The organism is Sulfitobacter sp., from assembly GCF_041552635.1.
Lineage (GTDB): Bacteria > Pseudomonadota > Alphaproteobacteria > Rhodobacterales > Rhodobacteraceae > Sulfitobacter.
The window spans coordinates 1-15,762 of record NZ_JBFEKM010000098.1 but is presented as its reverse complement, the minus strand read 5'-3'; the positions used below and the strand labels follow the sequence as shown (position 1 = coordinate 15,762).

Sequence of the window (15,762 nt, the reverse complement as noted above, 5' to 3'; positions counted from 1 at the left end):
TTGATATCACTCCTGCCAAAATGGGTCTCATAGGACAGCAAGTCAGTGATTTTCGCAGGCCAATTTTGCATCTGGGTCTCTTTCGGTCAATTTTGACCCACCTTGCCAAAGATCGCAAACGGAACTCAAGCAGCGAATTTCGAGATAGCTCCCGCGCCGAATTCAGGCTCCGGCGCGTTCGGGATATAAAGCCTTTGACTTGACGGGTTTGCGCGACGCAAATCTGACCCGTTCAAGCTGAGTGTCGGGGGAGAACCTACCGCCCCGTTGCCCGTTCGCGCACGGGAACTTCTTTTGGGCCGAACCTTGCCGAGACTTCTTCTAACTTCAGCTTTTTGAGGTAGAATTTTGCGTCCGGGCCCATAAGGTTTTCGATGGTCTTATTTATCTGTTCGATCTTGGCCTCAAGCTTGCCAAGCTCTGCGTTGGTCGTGTCCATCTTTGCGTTGATGTCGTCCTCTTCGGAATCGAGCGCCGCATAGAATTCACGTTGCAGATTGGCAATCTGCTCTTCTGCTGCCTTGCGCTCCGCAAGGGCTGCTTTTCCCGAAATCATACGTTTGCCGCCGTCATCCGGGTCGGTCAATTCCACCTGAGGTGCGTCGTCCTTGGCGAAATCCTCGAACTCTTTTTGCCCCGCATCGGCACGGGCTTTGATGCCCTCTGCGACCTGCTGTTCCCACCAGCTAATCTTTTCTTTTATCTCTGCGATCTTCGCCTGGGTTTCGCGGTCTTTTGACGCGTCAGACCCAAGCTTCTTTGTCAGGTCGGCGATTGTTGTCTTGAATTGTTCGACCATCCCCTGCATTGGCCCTACGGGAACATCCATCGGGCTTTTCTTTTGCATCTGCTTCTCCAGGGACTGCCAGTTTGAATCCCAAGATTGCGCGCCTTTTTTGTTCAGGTCTTCAAGTGTAATCGACTGATTTGTGCTGCTCAGCTCCGCATTGAAATCTGATGCGGCTTGCTTGAGGTCTTCCACGTCCTCTGGCGTATGATCTGTCTCAAGGGTTTGCAGGTAAGAACTGTTCAGCACGGCTTCCAGTGAAGGGCGCTTTTTAGGGTCGGTTTCAAGAAGGCCTTGCACAAGGCGATCCATCGACGTCACCCCGCCTTGGGGCGCGACATTCGAAACGCTTCCATCAAGGCCTAGAACCTTGACCATTTTACCAAGGGCAAAACCGTCTACCTTCGCATCAACTGTCTCGCCACTTTTCGCGGTTTCAGGTGCCTCGTAATAGCCAGTCGTGCCGAAATCACCGTCCACACGGCTTGGCGTGTTTCCATCTTCGTCAAAACGCGATTCACCAAAGTCGATGATTTTCACGCTGCCGTCACGATCAAGAAGCATGTTCTCGGGCTTGATGTCGTTATGGACGATACCGCGCTTTTCTAGCGCAATCAGGCCCTTGGCTGCCTGTATCAGCATATCGCGCGCCAAGGCATCGCGCGCGCCTTCGGGCATCATGCCACTGCTGACCATCAACTGCATGTTGCGTCCGGTTTGGGTCAAATCGCCACCCTCGGCATCGTCCATGACCATATGCAACGATCCGTCTTCGCTGACCGCTGCGCCGCTCATCTTGACAATGTTGTCGGCGCCCTCATCGTCAGCATCACCGTTCTGGGCAAGCTGATGGGTGCGCATTTCTCCGGCCATTTCTTCGCGTTTGTGGGGATCCGCCTCACCTTTCAGCGATTTGACGACAATCGTTTTACCTGTTGCCGGATCTTTGTAGCGGCGTGCCGCACCGAACCCGCCCTCGCCAAGGATCTGTTCCATGACATAAGTCACGCCGCCCACCGAAATTTCGGAGTTGTCGGATTTCATCTTGTTCGGGCAATGCGCGCATAGAACGCTCTGCATCTTTGCCGCCAAAATCTCAAAGGCGTCTTTCTGAGTTGCTGCCCATTGATCTGGATCCGTAACGCCTGTTAATTCCGACGCCATCATCGCCATGAGGTCAGCTTTGGATTTCAGGATCAGATCGAAAAGCTCTGCAGAATCGGGATCAGCCTCTTTGACAAAGTCTGTCATTTTCGTTTCGATTTCAGCGCTCAGAGTGTCCAGCAATTCTTGGCTTGGTGCGTCGGGAAAATCCTCGTCATCTGCCCACAGGTCCAACACCTCGCTTGGGTCGAAAAGCGGGGGCGTTGCGTTTGGGGCCACGTCACCCCGATCCGTATAGCTCAGGTTTTTCCGGTCAATACCGAGGTCTTCTTCCATTTCATCTTTGAAAGATTGCAGCCGCTTTTTCGCTTCGGCATCCAGCTTGTCCAGAATTTCTTCTTTGGACATCTTTTCGACATCGACGGGTTCGAAATCTTTCGGTGGGGTGGCTGGCCTCAAGCGTTCCGTGTCGCCTTCCTTCCAGGTTGCTTCCCGAGGGTCTTGCGGCCGCACAAGTATGTCATCGCGCTTGTTCAGCATCACGTTTGCAATGTCTTGAAGATCAGCAGCGGTAACATCTACGTCTTCTGCTGCACCCGTTCCTTGGAACTTGCCCATCTTGATCAGGTTGCGGAATGACGTTTCAAAGGCCATTCGGCCAGCACGCTTTTTCGCATACAGTTTTGAACTTGTCTTATAAAGACCCTCGTTCGATTCCCAATCAGTTTTCAATAGATCAATGCGATCGCTCTGGTCTTTGGTGTCGCGACCGGCAAGTTTCAAAGCCTGCATTGGAATTTCGAGATCCGAGAACATTTTGGAAAGATTGGATTTTGTGATTTTTTCAATCGCGAAATCTATGTATTTCTCCCGGTTTGCAAGATCCCCCCGCAAGCTGGCCTCTTGTTCTAAGTAGTTTTTGTAAACCACCAATCCCTGCTTCAGCGTGTTTTCATCTTCGACTTTGGGCTTGTTGTTCATCGTGTCGATGAATTCATCAAAGTGGCGCATCCCAAAATCTGCAAGATTTTTGATATCTGACAGATAGGATGAAATAATTCTCAAAGAAGTATCGATCGCACTCAGGTGAATCTTTTCACCATTCGCTTTGCCATATGCCTTGGCGATTAATTTAATGCCATTCAGAGATTTATATGCGCCGGAAAAATCACCGTTTTTAGCCAATTCATCAGCGTCGGTAAGGCCCTTGTCTATCGTATTGCGAATGGTGTTATCCAATGCAATTCCAGCAAGCGCATCCGACGCCTTGTCACGGCGGCGCTTGTAGTTTTCAAAATCTTTCCTGATCGTCTTGGAGCGCGTGAAGCGCCCTTTGTTTTGCAAAGCGGTATCAAGCCATTTCCGCTGATCTTCATTCAAAGGCATTTTGGTTTACTCCGACCCGGAAAAATTTGGGCGCAAGGCGCTGCGCCTATTTGAGGGTATTTGCAATTATCGAAAGGGATTGTTTGGCATTCGATGTGATCGATACCGATGTAAAAGGATTGCTGTCGACAAGACTGAAAAATGATGTCCCAAGCAGCCCCTGATACTCGCGGATCACGTTAATCGCGGCACTTTTCAGGTTATCGCGCCGCCGCGGGGTGTCCGCCGTTGTGATCTGATCAAGGACGTCTTCAAGGCGGGTGTCGATGGCACGCACCATCTCTGTCATCTCCTGACTTGCTTTTGCGATTTCGGCGGCATCTTCATCATCGCTAGATTGTGCAACGACTGCGTTTGCCAATTTACCAACTTCGGAAAGCATCCTCTTTTTCGTATCCAGCCAAATGATACGGGAGCGTTGAAAGGCGACAACGCTGAAACCACTGTCTGACTTGGCTGCCACCGCTTCCAGCAGGGTTTCAATACCCGGCACAGCCTTGAGGGCGGCGTCATAGTTCTTGCTGTCTGCCTGTTCGATGGCGAACTGCCAACGCGCGCGCAAGCCAGAGGCGTCGGCAACCAACCCGTCTTTCAACGCCTGCTGGACCCTTGCTTCGAGGTTGGCTTGGATCTTTATCCAAGCGTCTGCCTGGGATCCGGCGTCTGATTTGGAAGGATCAATTGCGCTGCTTTTCCACCCAAGATAATTGGAAAGGAACTCGACCTGAATTTGGTTCAAAATATCGGACAAAGGCGTGTCTCTTTTTCTGGATGCACGTCCGGGCTGTTGAAATATGCAAGCCCAACACTTTTCAATTAACTATTTGTAGCCCCAGCCAAACCGTTATGACAACGGTTTTCATGTGAGATCTTGTCGCTTTTGTCTGCGGCGCATTTTCTGCACATGATAAAAAGTGTTGATCTGCGGGGGCTGGTCTGGCCGCTACGCTCAGGGGGCATCCGTCGCCCGCAGGCCATGTTTGTGTGACTTGGCTATTTTCACTGCTTTATAATCTGTCCGTACCTTCACTTCCCATTGGTCTGGTTAAACAGGCGTGTCACCAGTACCGGTCAACCGGCTAAATCCGGTGGCAGGCATCCAGACATGGGCCACCCGTGCCGTGTCGGCCCGCTTAATGAAGCCAAACAATAGTTCGCCTTTTTAAGCGTCAGTATTTCGGCAAAGGCGGGCCCGATTAGCATTGTGGTTGCCATGAGGGAGAGTGCTACCCTCTTCTTGAAATTATTCCGTTAGCGAGGTCCGAGAGCAGGAGGAAGCGCCCAACGGCATTTAAGAAAAAGCCAGCTTGAACGAGTAATTGGAGTTCCCCGGATACTTGGCATCTACCAGAACAAGACCATTCTACTGACATCAAATAATTTTCCGAAAAAAGAGCTGAGCAAGCCTTGCGGTCGGCAGAAAACCAAGTTAGTCAGCAAGCGCGGGATGGAGCAGCCCGGTAGCTCGTCAGGCTCATAACCTGAAGGTCGTAGGTTCAAATCCTACTCCCGCAACCAGTTTTGAGAACAAGCCGCCGACTTATGGTCGGCGGCTTTTCTTTTGTCTGCAAAACTTAATAACCCCAATAGCTTGCCATCCTACTGAGCCGCGTGGCCCCGTTCAGTGTCGTGCTGGATCGTGATGCTGTCGATCAGCCCTCCGAGTATCTTAGATGGGTTGGTGCTCAGATCGTTTTTTTTAGCCAGCGCGCTGAGCGCGACCATTTCGACACCCCAAAAGGAAAGATCATAATGCTCGTGGCCTTATTGGGGCTAGCCATTGATGTGCCCTATGAAGTTTTGAACTTTATGGTCAGGCGCTGCTGGCCATCGACCATAACCTGCACGCGCGGTGCGCGCGGGATCTGAGGGCCTTCCTCTACGGTTAGATAACGTTTGGTGCAGCTCAATGTCGTAAGCTCGCTCCTGATTATATCGTTGCTCTGTCATGACCCAAGCCGCAGCCTTGCGTCGCGATCCAGGCTTCAAAAGTCATTTTCCAGCATTTCCTTGTGCGTCATCTATCTCCTTAGCCGGAGAACATGTTAACTCAAAACGCCTGACTTTTCAGGGAAGCCGTTCGTGCCGCGACTTAAGGTTGCTATAATGCGTTTCTTGCAGCGCAAGAATGTCTGGCACGTCATCCTGTGTCACCCGCCGCACGCGACTGTTTTCCATCGTGGCTCGTCTTTTGCGATTGCGGTTTTCTGTGTCATCAGTTTTACCTAAACACTCGTTTGCCAGAAACTTTTCTCTCTTCTCGACGCAGGGGTTCCCTTGCGCCAATCGCTGAAAATTTATCGATGCCACACCAAAAAATGACCGACCCGATGATTTCTGGGCACCCAGACAATCAAACCTCGCCCGTCGAGGCTGCCATTTTGTCGACGGTTGCCTATAGGGATTGCTTTCGGTGTGCCATTTCTCTGGCAGAAATGCACCGGTTCCTGCACGGGCATGCTTGTACGATCCAAGAGCTGCAAGAGGCGTTGGACCGGACAGAGCTTTGCCAAGGTCGATTGGAAACAGACGGGTCGTATTATTGGCTAAAGGGCCGCCGTGAAAACCTGACACATCGCCAAAATAGCGAAGCGCGGCTTCAGGCACGATTGAAACAAGCGCAAGATGTCGCGCGGATTTTATGCAATATGCCACATGTCCGCATGGTCGGCCTAAGTGGCGCGCTTGCGGCACGCAACAGCACAGCAGGCGACGATCTGGATTTCTTTTGCATCACCGACCAAGGCAAGATGTGGCGCGCCCGCGCATGGGTCGTCTGTGTCCGGGTTTTAGACAGCAAAACTAAAAAACTGGGGGTCTGCCCCAACTATTTCGTGTCCACTGCCGCGCTGCATATGGAAAAACACACGCTCTATATTGCGAACGAACTTGCGCTGATGGTGCCGCTCTTCGGAGAAGACATTTACCACGAGATGCGCGCGCAAAATCTTTGGACAAATCGTTTTTTACCAAACGCCACGGACCTTCCCGAAATGACCCGAGATCTCAGTGTTCGACCGAACCGGGGGGTTAAAACCGCCCTTGAGGCACTGATGAACTCACCGATAGGTACTTGGTTTGAGAGGTTTGAAAGCACGCGTAAAATGCGCCGCCTGAACGCGCCCGGCTTTCATGATACACCGCACAGCGCCTTCACGCACGAACGCACCGGACAACGGATATTCACAGGCGAGGCTATTGAGAAGGCCTGGCGCACCCGCGTTGACACGCTGATCAACGGGGAAGAAAAGTGACCGGCCTCACGACCAATTTTCAACAATGAGCTTAAAACCAGAATGACCCAGAATGTGCCCCTGATCCAACATCCCAACCGAATGCTCCAGATTTTGGTGCGTGGTTGTTGGCGGCTGTACCGGCCATTTTTGCTGCCACGCGTCCGTCGCCCGGTCATAGAAACGGTAGACGGGTTTTGCTTTGTGGTCATTCCCACAGTTTTCAATCCGGTCGTCTTTCGCGCGGGTGTGATGCTGGGGCGCGCTGCTGCACGTATCATTCCGGCTGCGGGGGAACCAGACAAAACCATGTTGGACATGGGCTGCGGGACCGGGATTGTCGGTGCATATGCCGCGCGCAGCGGGTTTCGTGTCACGTCTGTCGACATCAATCCGGATGCCACTAAGGTCGCAAAAGCCAATGCCTTGCTAAATGACCAAGCCGATAGGATCACCGTGCTGGAGGGTGATCTTTTTGCGCCCCTCGCGTCGCAAAAATTTGATCTTGTGTGCTTTGGCCCGCCATATTTCAAAGGTCCGCCAAAGGATGACCCCCTTAGCAAAGCATTCTGGAGCGAGGGCGTAATCGCCCGGTTTTGCCGCGCGCTGCCGGATCACCTGACGCCAAACGGGCTGGCGCTGATTCATATGTCCACAGACGGTGACGATGAAGGGTTTTTGGACTCCGCCCGCGACGCAGGTTTTGACATCTCGGTGTTCGCACGCAAAAACTATTTGAACGAAATCATGAGCGTTTATGAACTGCGCTTGCCGCGCAGGGCAGCGGCGTAAACTACAGCAGGAGCCTCGGTGAAAACTCTTATTGGCCAAGCCTATCATCTGCATCTGGACCCAAAAAACTGGTCTAATATGGAACTGTTTCCACCTTTGGGCAGCCTGTATGCAGCGGCCGTTTTGCGCGAGGCCGGGCACGAGGTGCATTTCTCAGATTCAATGATTGCCGAAAGCACAGATGTCTGGGAAGCCGCGCTAGAAGCCGAAAAACCGCAACTTGCCGTGCTGTACGAGGATAATTTTAACTATCTGACCAAGATGTGTCTATTGAACATGCGCGACGCCGCCCAAGTGATGATTGAAGCCGCCAAGAAAACGGGCGCGCTGGTCATCGTTGCAGGGTCTGACGCGTCGGATGTGCCCGAAATCTATTTGGGTTTCGGTGCAGATGTTGTCATCAATGGAGAAGGTGAAATTACCCTTGAACAGCTGGTAGCCACCTTGGAACAAGATGGCCTTCAAAAAATCCAAGATATTGAAGGTATTACCTTTTACGGCGCGGATGGGGCGGTCATAAAGACGCCCAAGCGGCGCAGCCTGCGCGACATTGACAGCCTGCCCATGCCCGCTTGGGACTTGATCGACCTGTCACGCTACCGCGTAAAATGGAAGGCCCATCATGGCCGGTTCGAGCTGAACATCGCCACATCCCGGGGCTGTCCGTTTCATTGCAACTGGTGCGCAAAGCCGATTTGGGGCCGCGCCTATAACGCCCGCAGCCCCGAAAAAATCGCCGATGAATTCGCGATGTTGGCAAAGCAAGGCAACCCTGACCGAATCTGGGTGATGGATGATATTTTCGCGATGAAGCCCGGCTGGGCGCGATCATTTGCCAACGCGTTGAACGACCGCGACTTGCGACTTCCCTTCAAATGCCTCAGTCGCGCGGACCTATTGCTGCGCAAGGGGGAGGTAGAAGCTTTGGCCGATGCAGGCTGCCAAGAACTGTGGATCGGTGCCGAATCCGGGAGCCAAAAGATCTTGGACGCGATGGAAAAAGGTACCTCGTTACAGCAAATTGACGATGCCACGACCCTGTTGAAACAGCATGGCATTCGGGTCGGTTTCTTCCTGCAATACGGCTATCCCGGTGAAACATGGGCGGATATTAAACAAACTTTCGGGCTTTTGCGCCGTAACTTGCCTGACGTGATCGGCATTTCAGTGTCCTACCCCCTGCCCGGCACCCCGTTTCATGATCGCGTTCTGGACCAGCTGGGCAGCAAGAAAAACTGGCAGCATGCCGACGATCTGGACTTGATGTATCGCGGTCCGTTCAAGACGTCTTTCTACCGCGTGCTGCACCGCTTTACCCACCGATTGGCCCGCTATCAACGCGGCACCGCGACGCCGATCCAGCGCGATAATGCAGGTAAAATCAACCAGCGCGCAACGCTGCGCGAAGCCGCAGGGACCCTGCGTGCGCTTGTCTATATGGTGCCGCTTTGGGCGCAATTGCATGTCTTGCGCCTGACTTCAAAGCCGGGCGTTACTCCGATTGATCCCAAGCTTAGCCGCGCGGCGGCCGGCCTTGGTGCCGTTGATTTGGGCGAAGGGAACTGACTTTGGACATCCTACTGTGCCATAGTTATTTTCTGGACCAAGACCCGATTGAAAAGCGCGTGATGAAGCCCTACCCGCCGCTGGGTTTGCTGTATCTGTCGTCTTATCTAAAGGCCGAAGGGATGGCCGTCGGGCTGCATGACACCACCTTTAGCACCTATCAGGCCGTCGCCGACGACATCCAAAAAAACAGCCCCTTTGCAGTGGGGATCTATACCAATTTGATGACCCGCCGCCATGTGTTGGCCATCATGGAAATAGCAAAAACCCAAGGGTGCCATATTATTCTAGGCGGTCCCGAAGCTGCAAACTATGACCAAGAATATCTGGACCATGGTGCCGACGTCATCGTTGCCGGCGAAGGTGAACAAACCCTTGCAGAATTGATCCCGCATCTGAAAAAAAATGGGTTACACGATCTAAGCAGCATCAACGGTTTGGTCTTTCGCGCAGGCGATGGGGCGATCAAACGCACCGCACCGCGCCTATTGCACCGCCAGATCGATGACTACCCGTTTCCCGACCGCGCCGCGATTGACTTGAAACGCTACATGGATATTTGGCAAACACACCACGGGGTCAGATCGGTGTCGCTGATCACCGCACGCGGCTGTCCCTATGCCTGCCAGTGGTGCAGCCATTCGGTCTTTGGCAAAAGCTACCGCCACCGCACCCCTGAAAATGTCATCGCTGAATTGTTGGAAATTCGTGACACCTACCAGCCTGATCAGGTCTGGTATGCCGACGACGTATTTACCATGAATTTCCGCTGGCTCGACCGTTTTGCCGATCTTCTTGAAGAGAACAATTTGCACTACCCTTTCGAGGCGATCTCAAGGGAGGATCGCCTGACCGAAGATGTGATCAAAACCCTCAAGCGGATGGGCTGCTATCGCGTGTGGATTGGCGCAGAAAGCGGATCACAACGCATATTGGACGCGATGGAACGGCGCACAAACGCCAAGCGTATGCGCGAAATGATTACCTTGCTGCAAGATCACGGCATCCGCGCCGGCACCTTTGTCATGGTCGGCTATGAGGGCGAAACTTTTGAGGACATTTCGGCGACCGTCCAGCACCTTAAGGCCGCATTGCCCGACGATGTGCTGTCAACGCTTTCCTATCCAATCAAGGGCACGCCCTATTACGATCAAGTCGCGGACCGGCTTGTCATGCAAGGCGATTGGGCGACCACGACGGAACGCGACGCCAAGATAAGGGGGCGCCATTCCCGGCGTTATTACAATTCGGTCGAGGCGTGGATACAGGCCGAAGTCCAACTGACCCGTGTCCGCAAGACAGGTCTTTCAGGGGTGGCAAAACTGCCGAAACTGCTGCTTCAAACCTACCGCCACCGGCTGAATATCTGGCGCAGGCGTCACGAGGTTGAAGCATGACCAACGCAGCTTTTGACGAGGTTGCACAAGACTATGACGACCGGTTTTCGAACCAACCCATCACGCAGCATTTGCGCCATCACATTCACGCAAAGGCCGCAGCTTATTTGCCCTCAGAGGCGCGTATTCTCGAGGTTGGCTGCGGCACGGGCGTAGACGCTGCGCATTTCGCAGCGCAGGGTCATTTTGTGATGGCCACTGATCCATCAACCGAGATGTTACAGGTCGCGCGAAACCGCATTGGGCCAGATCACGGACATTTTGCAATTTGGAATGCCGATGCACCGCCTCCGCAGGTTTTGACGGAACACGGACCCTACGACATGGTGTTTTCAAACTTTGGCGCGGTGAATTGCATCTCTGATTTGGGGGGCTTCGCCAACAGGATTGCACCGCTGATGCGCCCAAGCACGGTTGTATTTATCGTGATCATCAACCGCTGGTGCCTATCTGAATTTATCTTGGGCCTTGCTTTGATGAACCGGAAAAACCTGACGCGCCGCTGGCGCAAACACGGTGCCGCGAAATTGGAAGACGGCAGCACGCTGGCGGTTCAGTTGCCATCGGTCAAAGACCTCACCAAAGCGTTCTCAAAAGACTTTGAGCTAAAAGAGACTGCCCCCATCGGTGTCTTCCTGCCCCCAAGCGAGCTTTACCAAAGCTTTCAGAAACGTCCAAAGCTGTTGCGTATCGCCTATTGGCTGGATCAAAAGATTGGGCGGGTCTGGCCGTTTTCCAAACTGGGTGATCATAGTTTGCTTGTGTTTCAGCGAACCGAAACGTGCCCTGCAGCGACCCGAGCGTAAAGCGCTAAGAATGCTTCTCTAGCCGCGTCCAGCGTTGCGTTGCCCAAGACCCAAGCCCGTTGGTTTTCAGACTCGCCTTCCCATCCCGCGCGGTTTTCTAGCGTTGTTTTCAGCAAGTTTTGCATTGCATCAACACTCCCCGGTTCACATCGCCAGTCTTGCGATACCATCTGAGGTAAAATTCCCACCGAGGTGCCGATCACCGGCGTCCCGCAGGCTGCAGGTTCCATCGCAGCGAAACACTGGCTCTCGAACCAACTGCCTTGCACCACCAAATCCGCCCCGCGGTACCATTGCGGCATCTCCCAATGGGGTTGCGCCTCGTGCAGCGTGACGGGCAATGCGCCAATCTGCTGGGTCAACGCATTGCGTGTCCCGCGCGAATAGGCATCCGGCCCGACGAGGTGCCAATGCACACCGTCCAGCAGTGCCGGTGATTGGTCTGCCAGATTCCGCAGCGCGCCAAGAATAATATCAAGACCCTTGACCGGGGTCAGTGACGCGGCCGTCAGAATACGTGTTTTGCCCTTCAGGGCCACCGCCGGGCCCGTCGGCGAAAACAGTGCAGGATCCAAACCAAAGGGGATTGTTTGCGGCGTTGGGCCATCGCGCCCGCCCAACCGCTTGGCCAAGCTGTCCGATCCGCAGGTCACCGCGTTCGACTGCCGCAGGACACGCGAAAGCCGCCCTTTGTTCATCGCGCCCTTGTGTGCGCCATAGCCAATTTGGTCAATCCAAACGGCTTCGCCTGCATAAAGCGTTGTGATCAAAGGCAAATCAAGGCGCTTTGCCGCACGCGCTGCCACCTGTCCCGGCGTGTCGGCCCAGATCGCATGAACCAAATCATATGGTGTCTTCTGATGCTCTGCGATCAACCTGTTTTCAACGGTGCCCAACCCCATGCGTTTGCGCAACCGTCCGTATCGCCCAAGCCCAAAGGACAAGACGCGCGCGCCGAAGATATGGTAATCGCGTGTCTCGAACGGGTAATACATCGCATAAATATCGACATCCACCGTTCCCGAAATGGACCGGACAAAATCGATCAACGGCGGCAAGGACCAGTCATTATTGCTTTGGGCAAACCCCTTGGTGACAATTGCAATACGCATTCAGACCCTTTGTTGATGTAAAAGCGCGCCAAGTTCGGACACCATCGCCCGCGCCATCACATCGTAGCTGAGATATTTGTCGAAGTAGTTCCGTTGGCGCAAACGGGCCGTTTCCGAAACATGCTGTTTCATGGGGGCCATCTGTCCAACAATCTCGACAGCGTCGGCGGTTTGCGAGAAAAGAACACATTTAACCGATTGATCTTGCTCAGTAATACGTTGGATTGAGGGAAGCGCCGTACAGGCGCATAACGCGCCGCATGCAAGCGACTCGCCCAGCGAGATCGGCCCGGTTTCATAGGTGCTGGTTAAAAAGAAAATATCCGCGCTGTTATAGACGGCCTCCATCTTATCATGCGGCACCGATCCGCAAAGTGTAACTGCGCTGGATAGATTTTGCGATTGGGACATCCGATGTTTGACCTCTGGCAGCAGCGTGGCTTCCGTGAAATACAAATAAAGCTGCGCGTCTGGCCAATCCTCCAAAAGACGATCGAAGCTATCAAGCATCAGGATCGGGCGCTTTCTGTCTATCAGGTTCGATGTCGAAACCACGACAGGGTCGCCCGTCATACCTGTTTCCTGCCGCGCCAGTTCTTGTGAGCCCAACGCGAAAGTCGTCGAAATCTCTGGAAGAACCTTGAACCGCTGCTGTGCGGCAAAAAACCCGCTGCCGCGCCACATCTGTTTACGCTCGGCAGAAGGGGTGAAAAACACATCGGTCCACCGCAGCGCGTGTTTCTGACGCATCTGCCGGACAGGGTGGCGCGACGGGACACCGCCGTGATCTGAACAACTGACCAGACAGCCGGCATTCTTGGCCCACCGGGTCACGCGTTGATGCGCCATCCATTCTGAGATGCCAAAAACATGGAGGATCTCGGGTGTGTTGGCCGCAAGGTACGTAATCAGGGCGGCGCAGTCCGGCGGGCTTGCCGTCTCCAGACCCAAAACCCGGGTCACCCAGCTTTTTGAACGATTGCGTTCGACCTTTGCGAGAGGAAATCCACAAACATCGACGCCTGCGATTTTCTGGCGTTGGTGCCCGTCGAAAGCCTGATAAAGCGTGACCTGATACCCCAATGCGACCAATGCCTTGGCAAGGCTATGCGCGTGAAAGTAAGCCTTGGTGGTGGCGAGCAGATCATCGCCGGGGCGCGCCGACTGCATATTGACCAACGCGATCCTCGCCCCCTGCCTGATCGACATCAAAATCCCGCTGTTTCCGGCCGCTGGTAGGGGATCAATTTGTTCAACAAGCGCAGCTCATAAGGGCCGTAATGGAAATTTGTGGCAAAACGCCAGCGCCCCGCCGTGCGCAGGATTGTGCGCTTCATCGGACTTAGGTTTTGATCCGTAACCGTAGGGTAGGTGCTGTCGATCACCAATCGGAAGTTACGCAGCTTGCGCCGTATCTTGTCGGTGATCCAAGGCAACTCTCCGTCGCGGCGCTGACAAATGCGCTGCCAGTGCTCTGACGACCATTCCTCGATCTCGCTTGGGAAGACAAAACCCGCATCTTCGGCACTTTGCAGCATTTCCCCCTCTTGCGGGACAGGCGTGTAGGAATACAAAATAATTTCCGAGGCCGGATTGATCACCTTGATCTTCTTGATGAATTCAAGCGTCTCATCCATATCCGTGACCGGGTCCGGTGGATTGCCAATGATGAACGAAAACTCGGGCACAATGTCGAATCTTCGCATCGTTTCAGCAAGTTGCAAGATACCGTTGACAGTTTGCTTGCCGCCCTTGTTCATCTTTTTCAAGGTCGCGTCAGATCCTGTTTCAGCCCCGATATAGACCATTTTCAGCCCGCTTGCCGCCATCGAAGCCCAGGTTTCTTCGGAATATTTCAGCAAGGTATCGCCGCGCCCATAGGCCCACCATTTGATCTTGTGATGCGCAATTTGATCGCAAAAAGACCTTGTGCGCGCCTCGCCCAGAAAAAAATTGTTGTCGTGGAATTCGATGGCATTCGCGCCGTATTCTTCAACCAGCCGCGCAACCCCGCGCGCACCAAGATCAGGCGTTTCAGCCGACGTTTTACCATTCACCATACTGACAACGCCACAGAAGCCACATTTGAACGGGCAGCCAAGGCTGATGTGATGCCCGATCGTGCGCGTGCCCAAAAACGTGGGCCGCATGTAAAACTCCATGTCGAGCGCTTTGTAAGGGAATTCCGGCAGAGAGTTGATGTCGACAAGTTTGGACATCCTATTCTGAACGACCTCGCCTTGTGGGTCGCGGTAGATCAGGTTGGGATAAGAAAGATTAGGCGTGCCATCCAGAACGCTTTGCAAAAATGCGCCCAAATCGCCGTTCACATACCCCTTTAGCCCGTAATCCACTGCGGGGCAGCTCATCGCGGCGCGCGGGTACATCGTGGGGAAATACCCCCCCCAGACCACAATCAGATCAGGAAAGCGAAGCTTGAGCGCAAGGGTGATTTCAAACGAACTCGCGGTTTGCGGACCGGGCATCACCGTCAGGGCAAGGATACGCGCGCCGGTTTCCACAACCTTATTGGTCAAGGTTTCGATGGGATCGACCAGATGATTGGCGTCGACGATTTCGTAGGGCAATTTTCCTTCGAATGTTGCCGCGACGGCCAGCAATGACATGGGCAAAATAGGTTTGGCGCCACTGTGGCTTTTGCCGTTAACAAGCAGGATCAATGTAACTTCCGATCATCTTCAATTTGTCATGCGTCCCTGTGTGTCACACCTCAGCAAGCCTTGCTTCGTGCGGGTGTATTTCAGTCAGCGACGCCCCAGAAACATGAAATACCCTATCCATCAGATGCGTATCAAACAACCGATGCGTCACATAAATGAAGGCCATATTTGGGTCCGCTTTGCGCAAACTGGCCAGCAAAGGGCCAAGATCGTCCTGACTGATGGCGTTCAGCCCTTCGTCGCAAATGACCAAGCGGGGCCGCCGCAGCAGCGCTTGCGCCAGACTGATCCGTTGACGTTCCCCGCCGGACAATCGATTGCCACGGTCCCCGACCACGGTCTCTAGCCCTTGGGGCAACGCGCCGATGAAATCCGCAGCCCCGCTAAGCTGTAAGGCGTTGTCAATTTCAGCGTCGGTCGCATCGCCCTGAACCCAGAGCAGGTTTTCGCGGATTGTCATATTTGCCAAGAAAGTTTGCTGCGGGATGTAGGATATCTGATTAAGGTAACCGCGCCCCACCGCAGGGGTGGCGGTGGTTTCAAAGTGGTTTATCTGTCCCGATTGCGGCTGATACAGGCCCAAGGCAAGATCAATCAACGTGGTCTTACCCGCACCTGAAGGGCCCGTGATGGCGATGAATTCGCCGACCTTCACGTCCAGATCGACGTCGCACAATAATGGTGCTTCGGGATCAAAGGCAAAGGAAACACCTTTGAAGCGCAACAAGCACCCCGGATCATCCGCCCAGCCCTGAGGATTTTCAAATGGAATGGCGGGCAGTGCATGGTTTTGGGCCGCAGCGCAGTCACGGCTAAAAGCACGCAGGGCATCATAAGCCGGCAACAGGTTCTCGATCGATTGAACATTCTGGTTGAGCCGCTGAAGGATCGGCGTCAG

11 protein-coding genes and 1 tRNA gene are annotated in these 15,762 nt (G+C 53.8%); 6 read left to right on the top strand and 6 right to left on the bottom strand.

Features of this window, described 5'->3' with window-relative positions; all coding sequences use genetic code 11:
• Positions 1-256: 256 nt before the first annotated feature.
• Complete coding sequence (locus ABYT07_RS12660; RefSeq protein WP_372992135.1) at positions 257-3,277, bottom strand: protein kinase; 3,021 nt, start codon at positions 3,275-3,277, stop codon at positions 257-259.
• A 46-nt stretch (positions 3,278-3,323) separates the two neighbouring features.
• A complete protein-coding gene (locus ABYT07_RS12655; protein ID WP_372992134.1) occupies positions 3,324-4,028 on the bottom strand; it encodes a hypothetical protein in 705 nt (234 codons plus the stop codon).
• Between the two features lie 690 nt (positions 4,029-4,718).
• On the opposite strand from ABYT07_RS12655, the gene ABYT07_RS12650 reads away from it, so the two are divergent.
• The 6 genes from ABYT07_RS12650 (at position 4,719) to ABYT07_RS12625 (ending at position 11,071) form a co-directional block, all read left to right on the top strand.
• Positions 4,719-4,795, top strand: a tRNA-Met gene (locus tag ABYT07_RS12650).
• A 785-nt stretch (positions 4,796-5,580) separates the two neighbouring features.
• The gene (locus ABYT07_RS12645) at positions 5,581-6,531 is read left to right on the top strand and encodes a hypothetical protein (protein ID WP_372992133.1); all 951 of its coding nucleotides are present in this window, start codon (positions 5,581-5,583) and stop codon (positions 6,529-6,531) included.
• Positions 6,532-6,714: 183 nt separating this feature from the next.
• Positions 6,715-7,302, top strand: a complete 588-nt coding sequence (locus ABYT07_RS12640) for a methyltransferase (protein ID WP_372992132.1) — start codon at positions 6,715-6,717, stop codon at positions 7,300-7,302.
• Between the two features lie 18 nt (positions 7,303-7,320).
• Positions 7,321-8,868 (top strand): radical SAM protein, encoded by a 1,548-nt coding sequence (locus ABYT07_RS12635; protein WP_372992131.1) that lies wholly within the window; start codon positions 7,321-7,323, stop codon positions 8,866-8,868.
• Positions 8,869-8,870: 2 nt separating this feature from the next.
• Positions 8,871-10,265, top strand: a complete 1,395-nt coding sequence (locus ABYT07_RS12630) for a radical SAM protein (protein WP_372992130.1) — start codon at positions 8,871-8,873, stop codon at positions 10,263-10,265.
• Positions 10,262-11,071: a class I SAM-dependent methyltransferase gene (locus ABYT07_RS12625; RefSeq protein ID WP_372992129.1), complete on the top strand. Its 810-nt coding sequence runs from the start codon at positions 10,262-10,264 to the stop codon at positions 11,069-11,071. Before ABYT07_RS12630 ends, ABYT07_RS12625 begins: the two co-directional genes overlap by 4 nt.
• Here ABYT07_RS12625 and ABYT07_RS12620 read toward each other — a convergent pair.
• From ABYT07_RS12620 to ABYT07_RS12605, 4 genes are all read right to left on the bottom strand, one after another.
• A complete protein-coding gene (locus ABYT07_RS12620) occupies positions 11,032-12,183 on the bottom strand; it encodes a glycosyltransferase family 4 protein (RefSeq protein ID WP_372992128.1) in 1,152 nt (383 codons plus the stop codon). The genes ABYT07_RS12625 and ABYT07_RS12620 overlap by 40 nt on opposite strands.
• On the bottom strand, positions 12,184-13,392 hold the full coding sequence (locus ABYT07_RS12615) for a glycosyltransferase family 4 protein (protein WP_372992127.1): 1,209 nt from the start codon (positions 13,390-13,392) through the stop codon (positions 12,184-12,186).
• Complete coding sequence (locus ABYT07_RS12610) at positions 13,392-14,864, bottom strand: radical SAM protein (RefSeq protein ID WP_372992126.1); 1,473 nt, start codon at positions 14,862-14,864, stop codon at positions 13,392-13,394. The genes ABYT07_RS12615 and ABYT07_RS12610 overlap by 1 nt, the downstream gene beginning before the upstream one ends.
• A gap of 43 nt (positions 14,865-14,907) precedes the next feature.
• Positions 14,908-15,762, bottom strand: an 855-nt coding sequence (locus tag ABYT07_RS12605) for an ATP-binding cassette domain-containing protein (RefSeq protein WP_372992125.1), incomplete at its 5' end; no start/stop codon positions are given.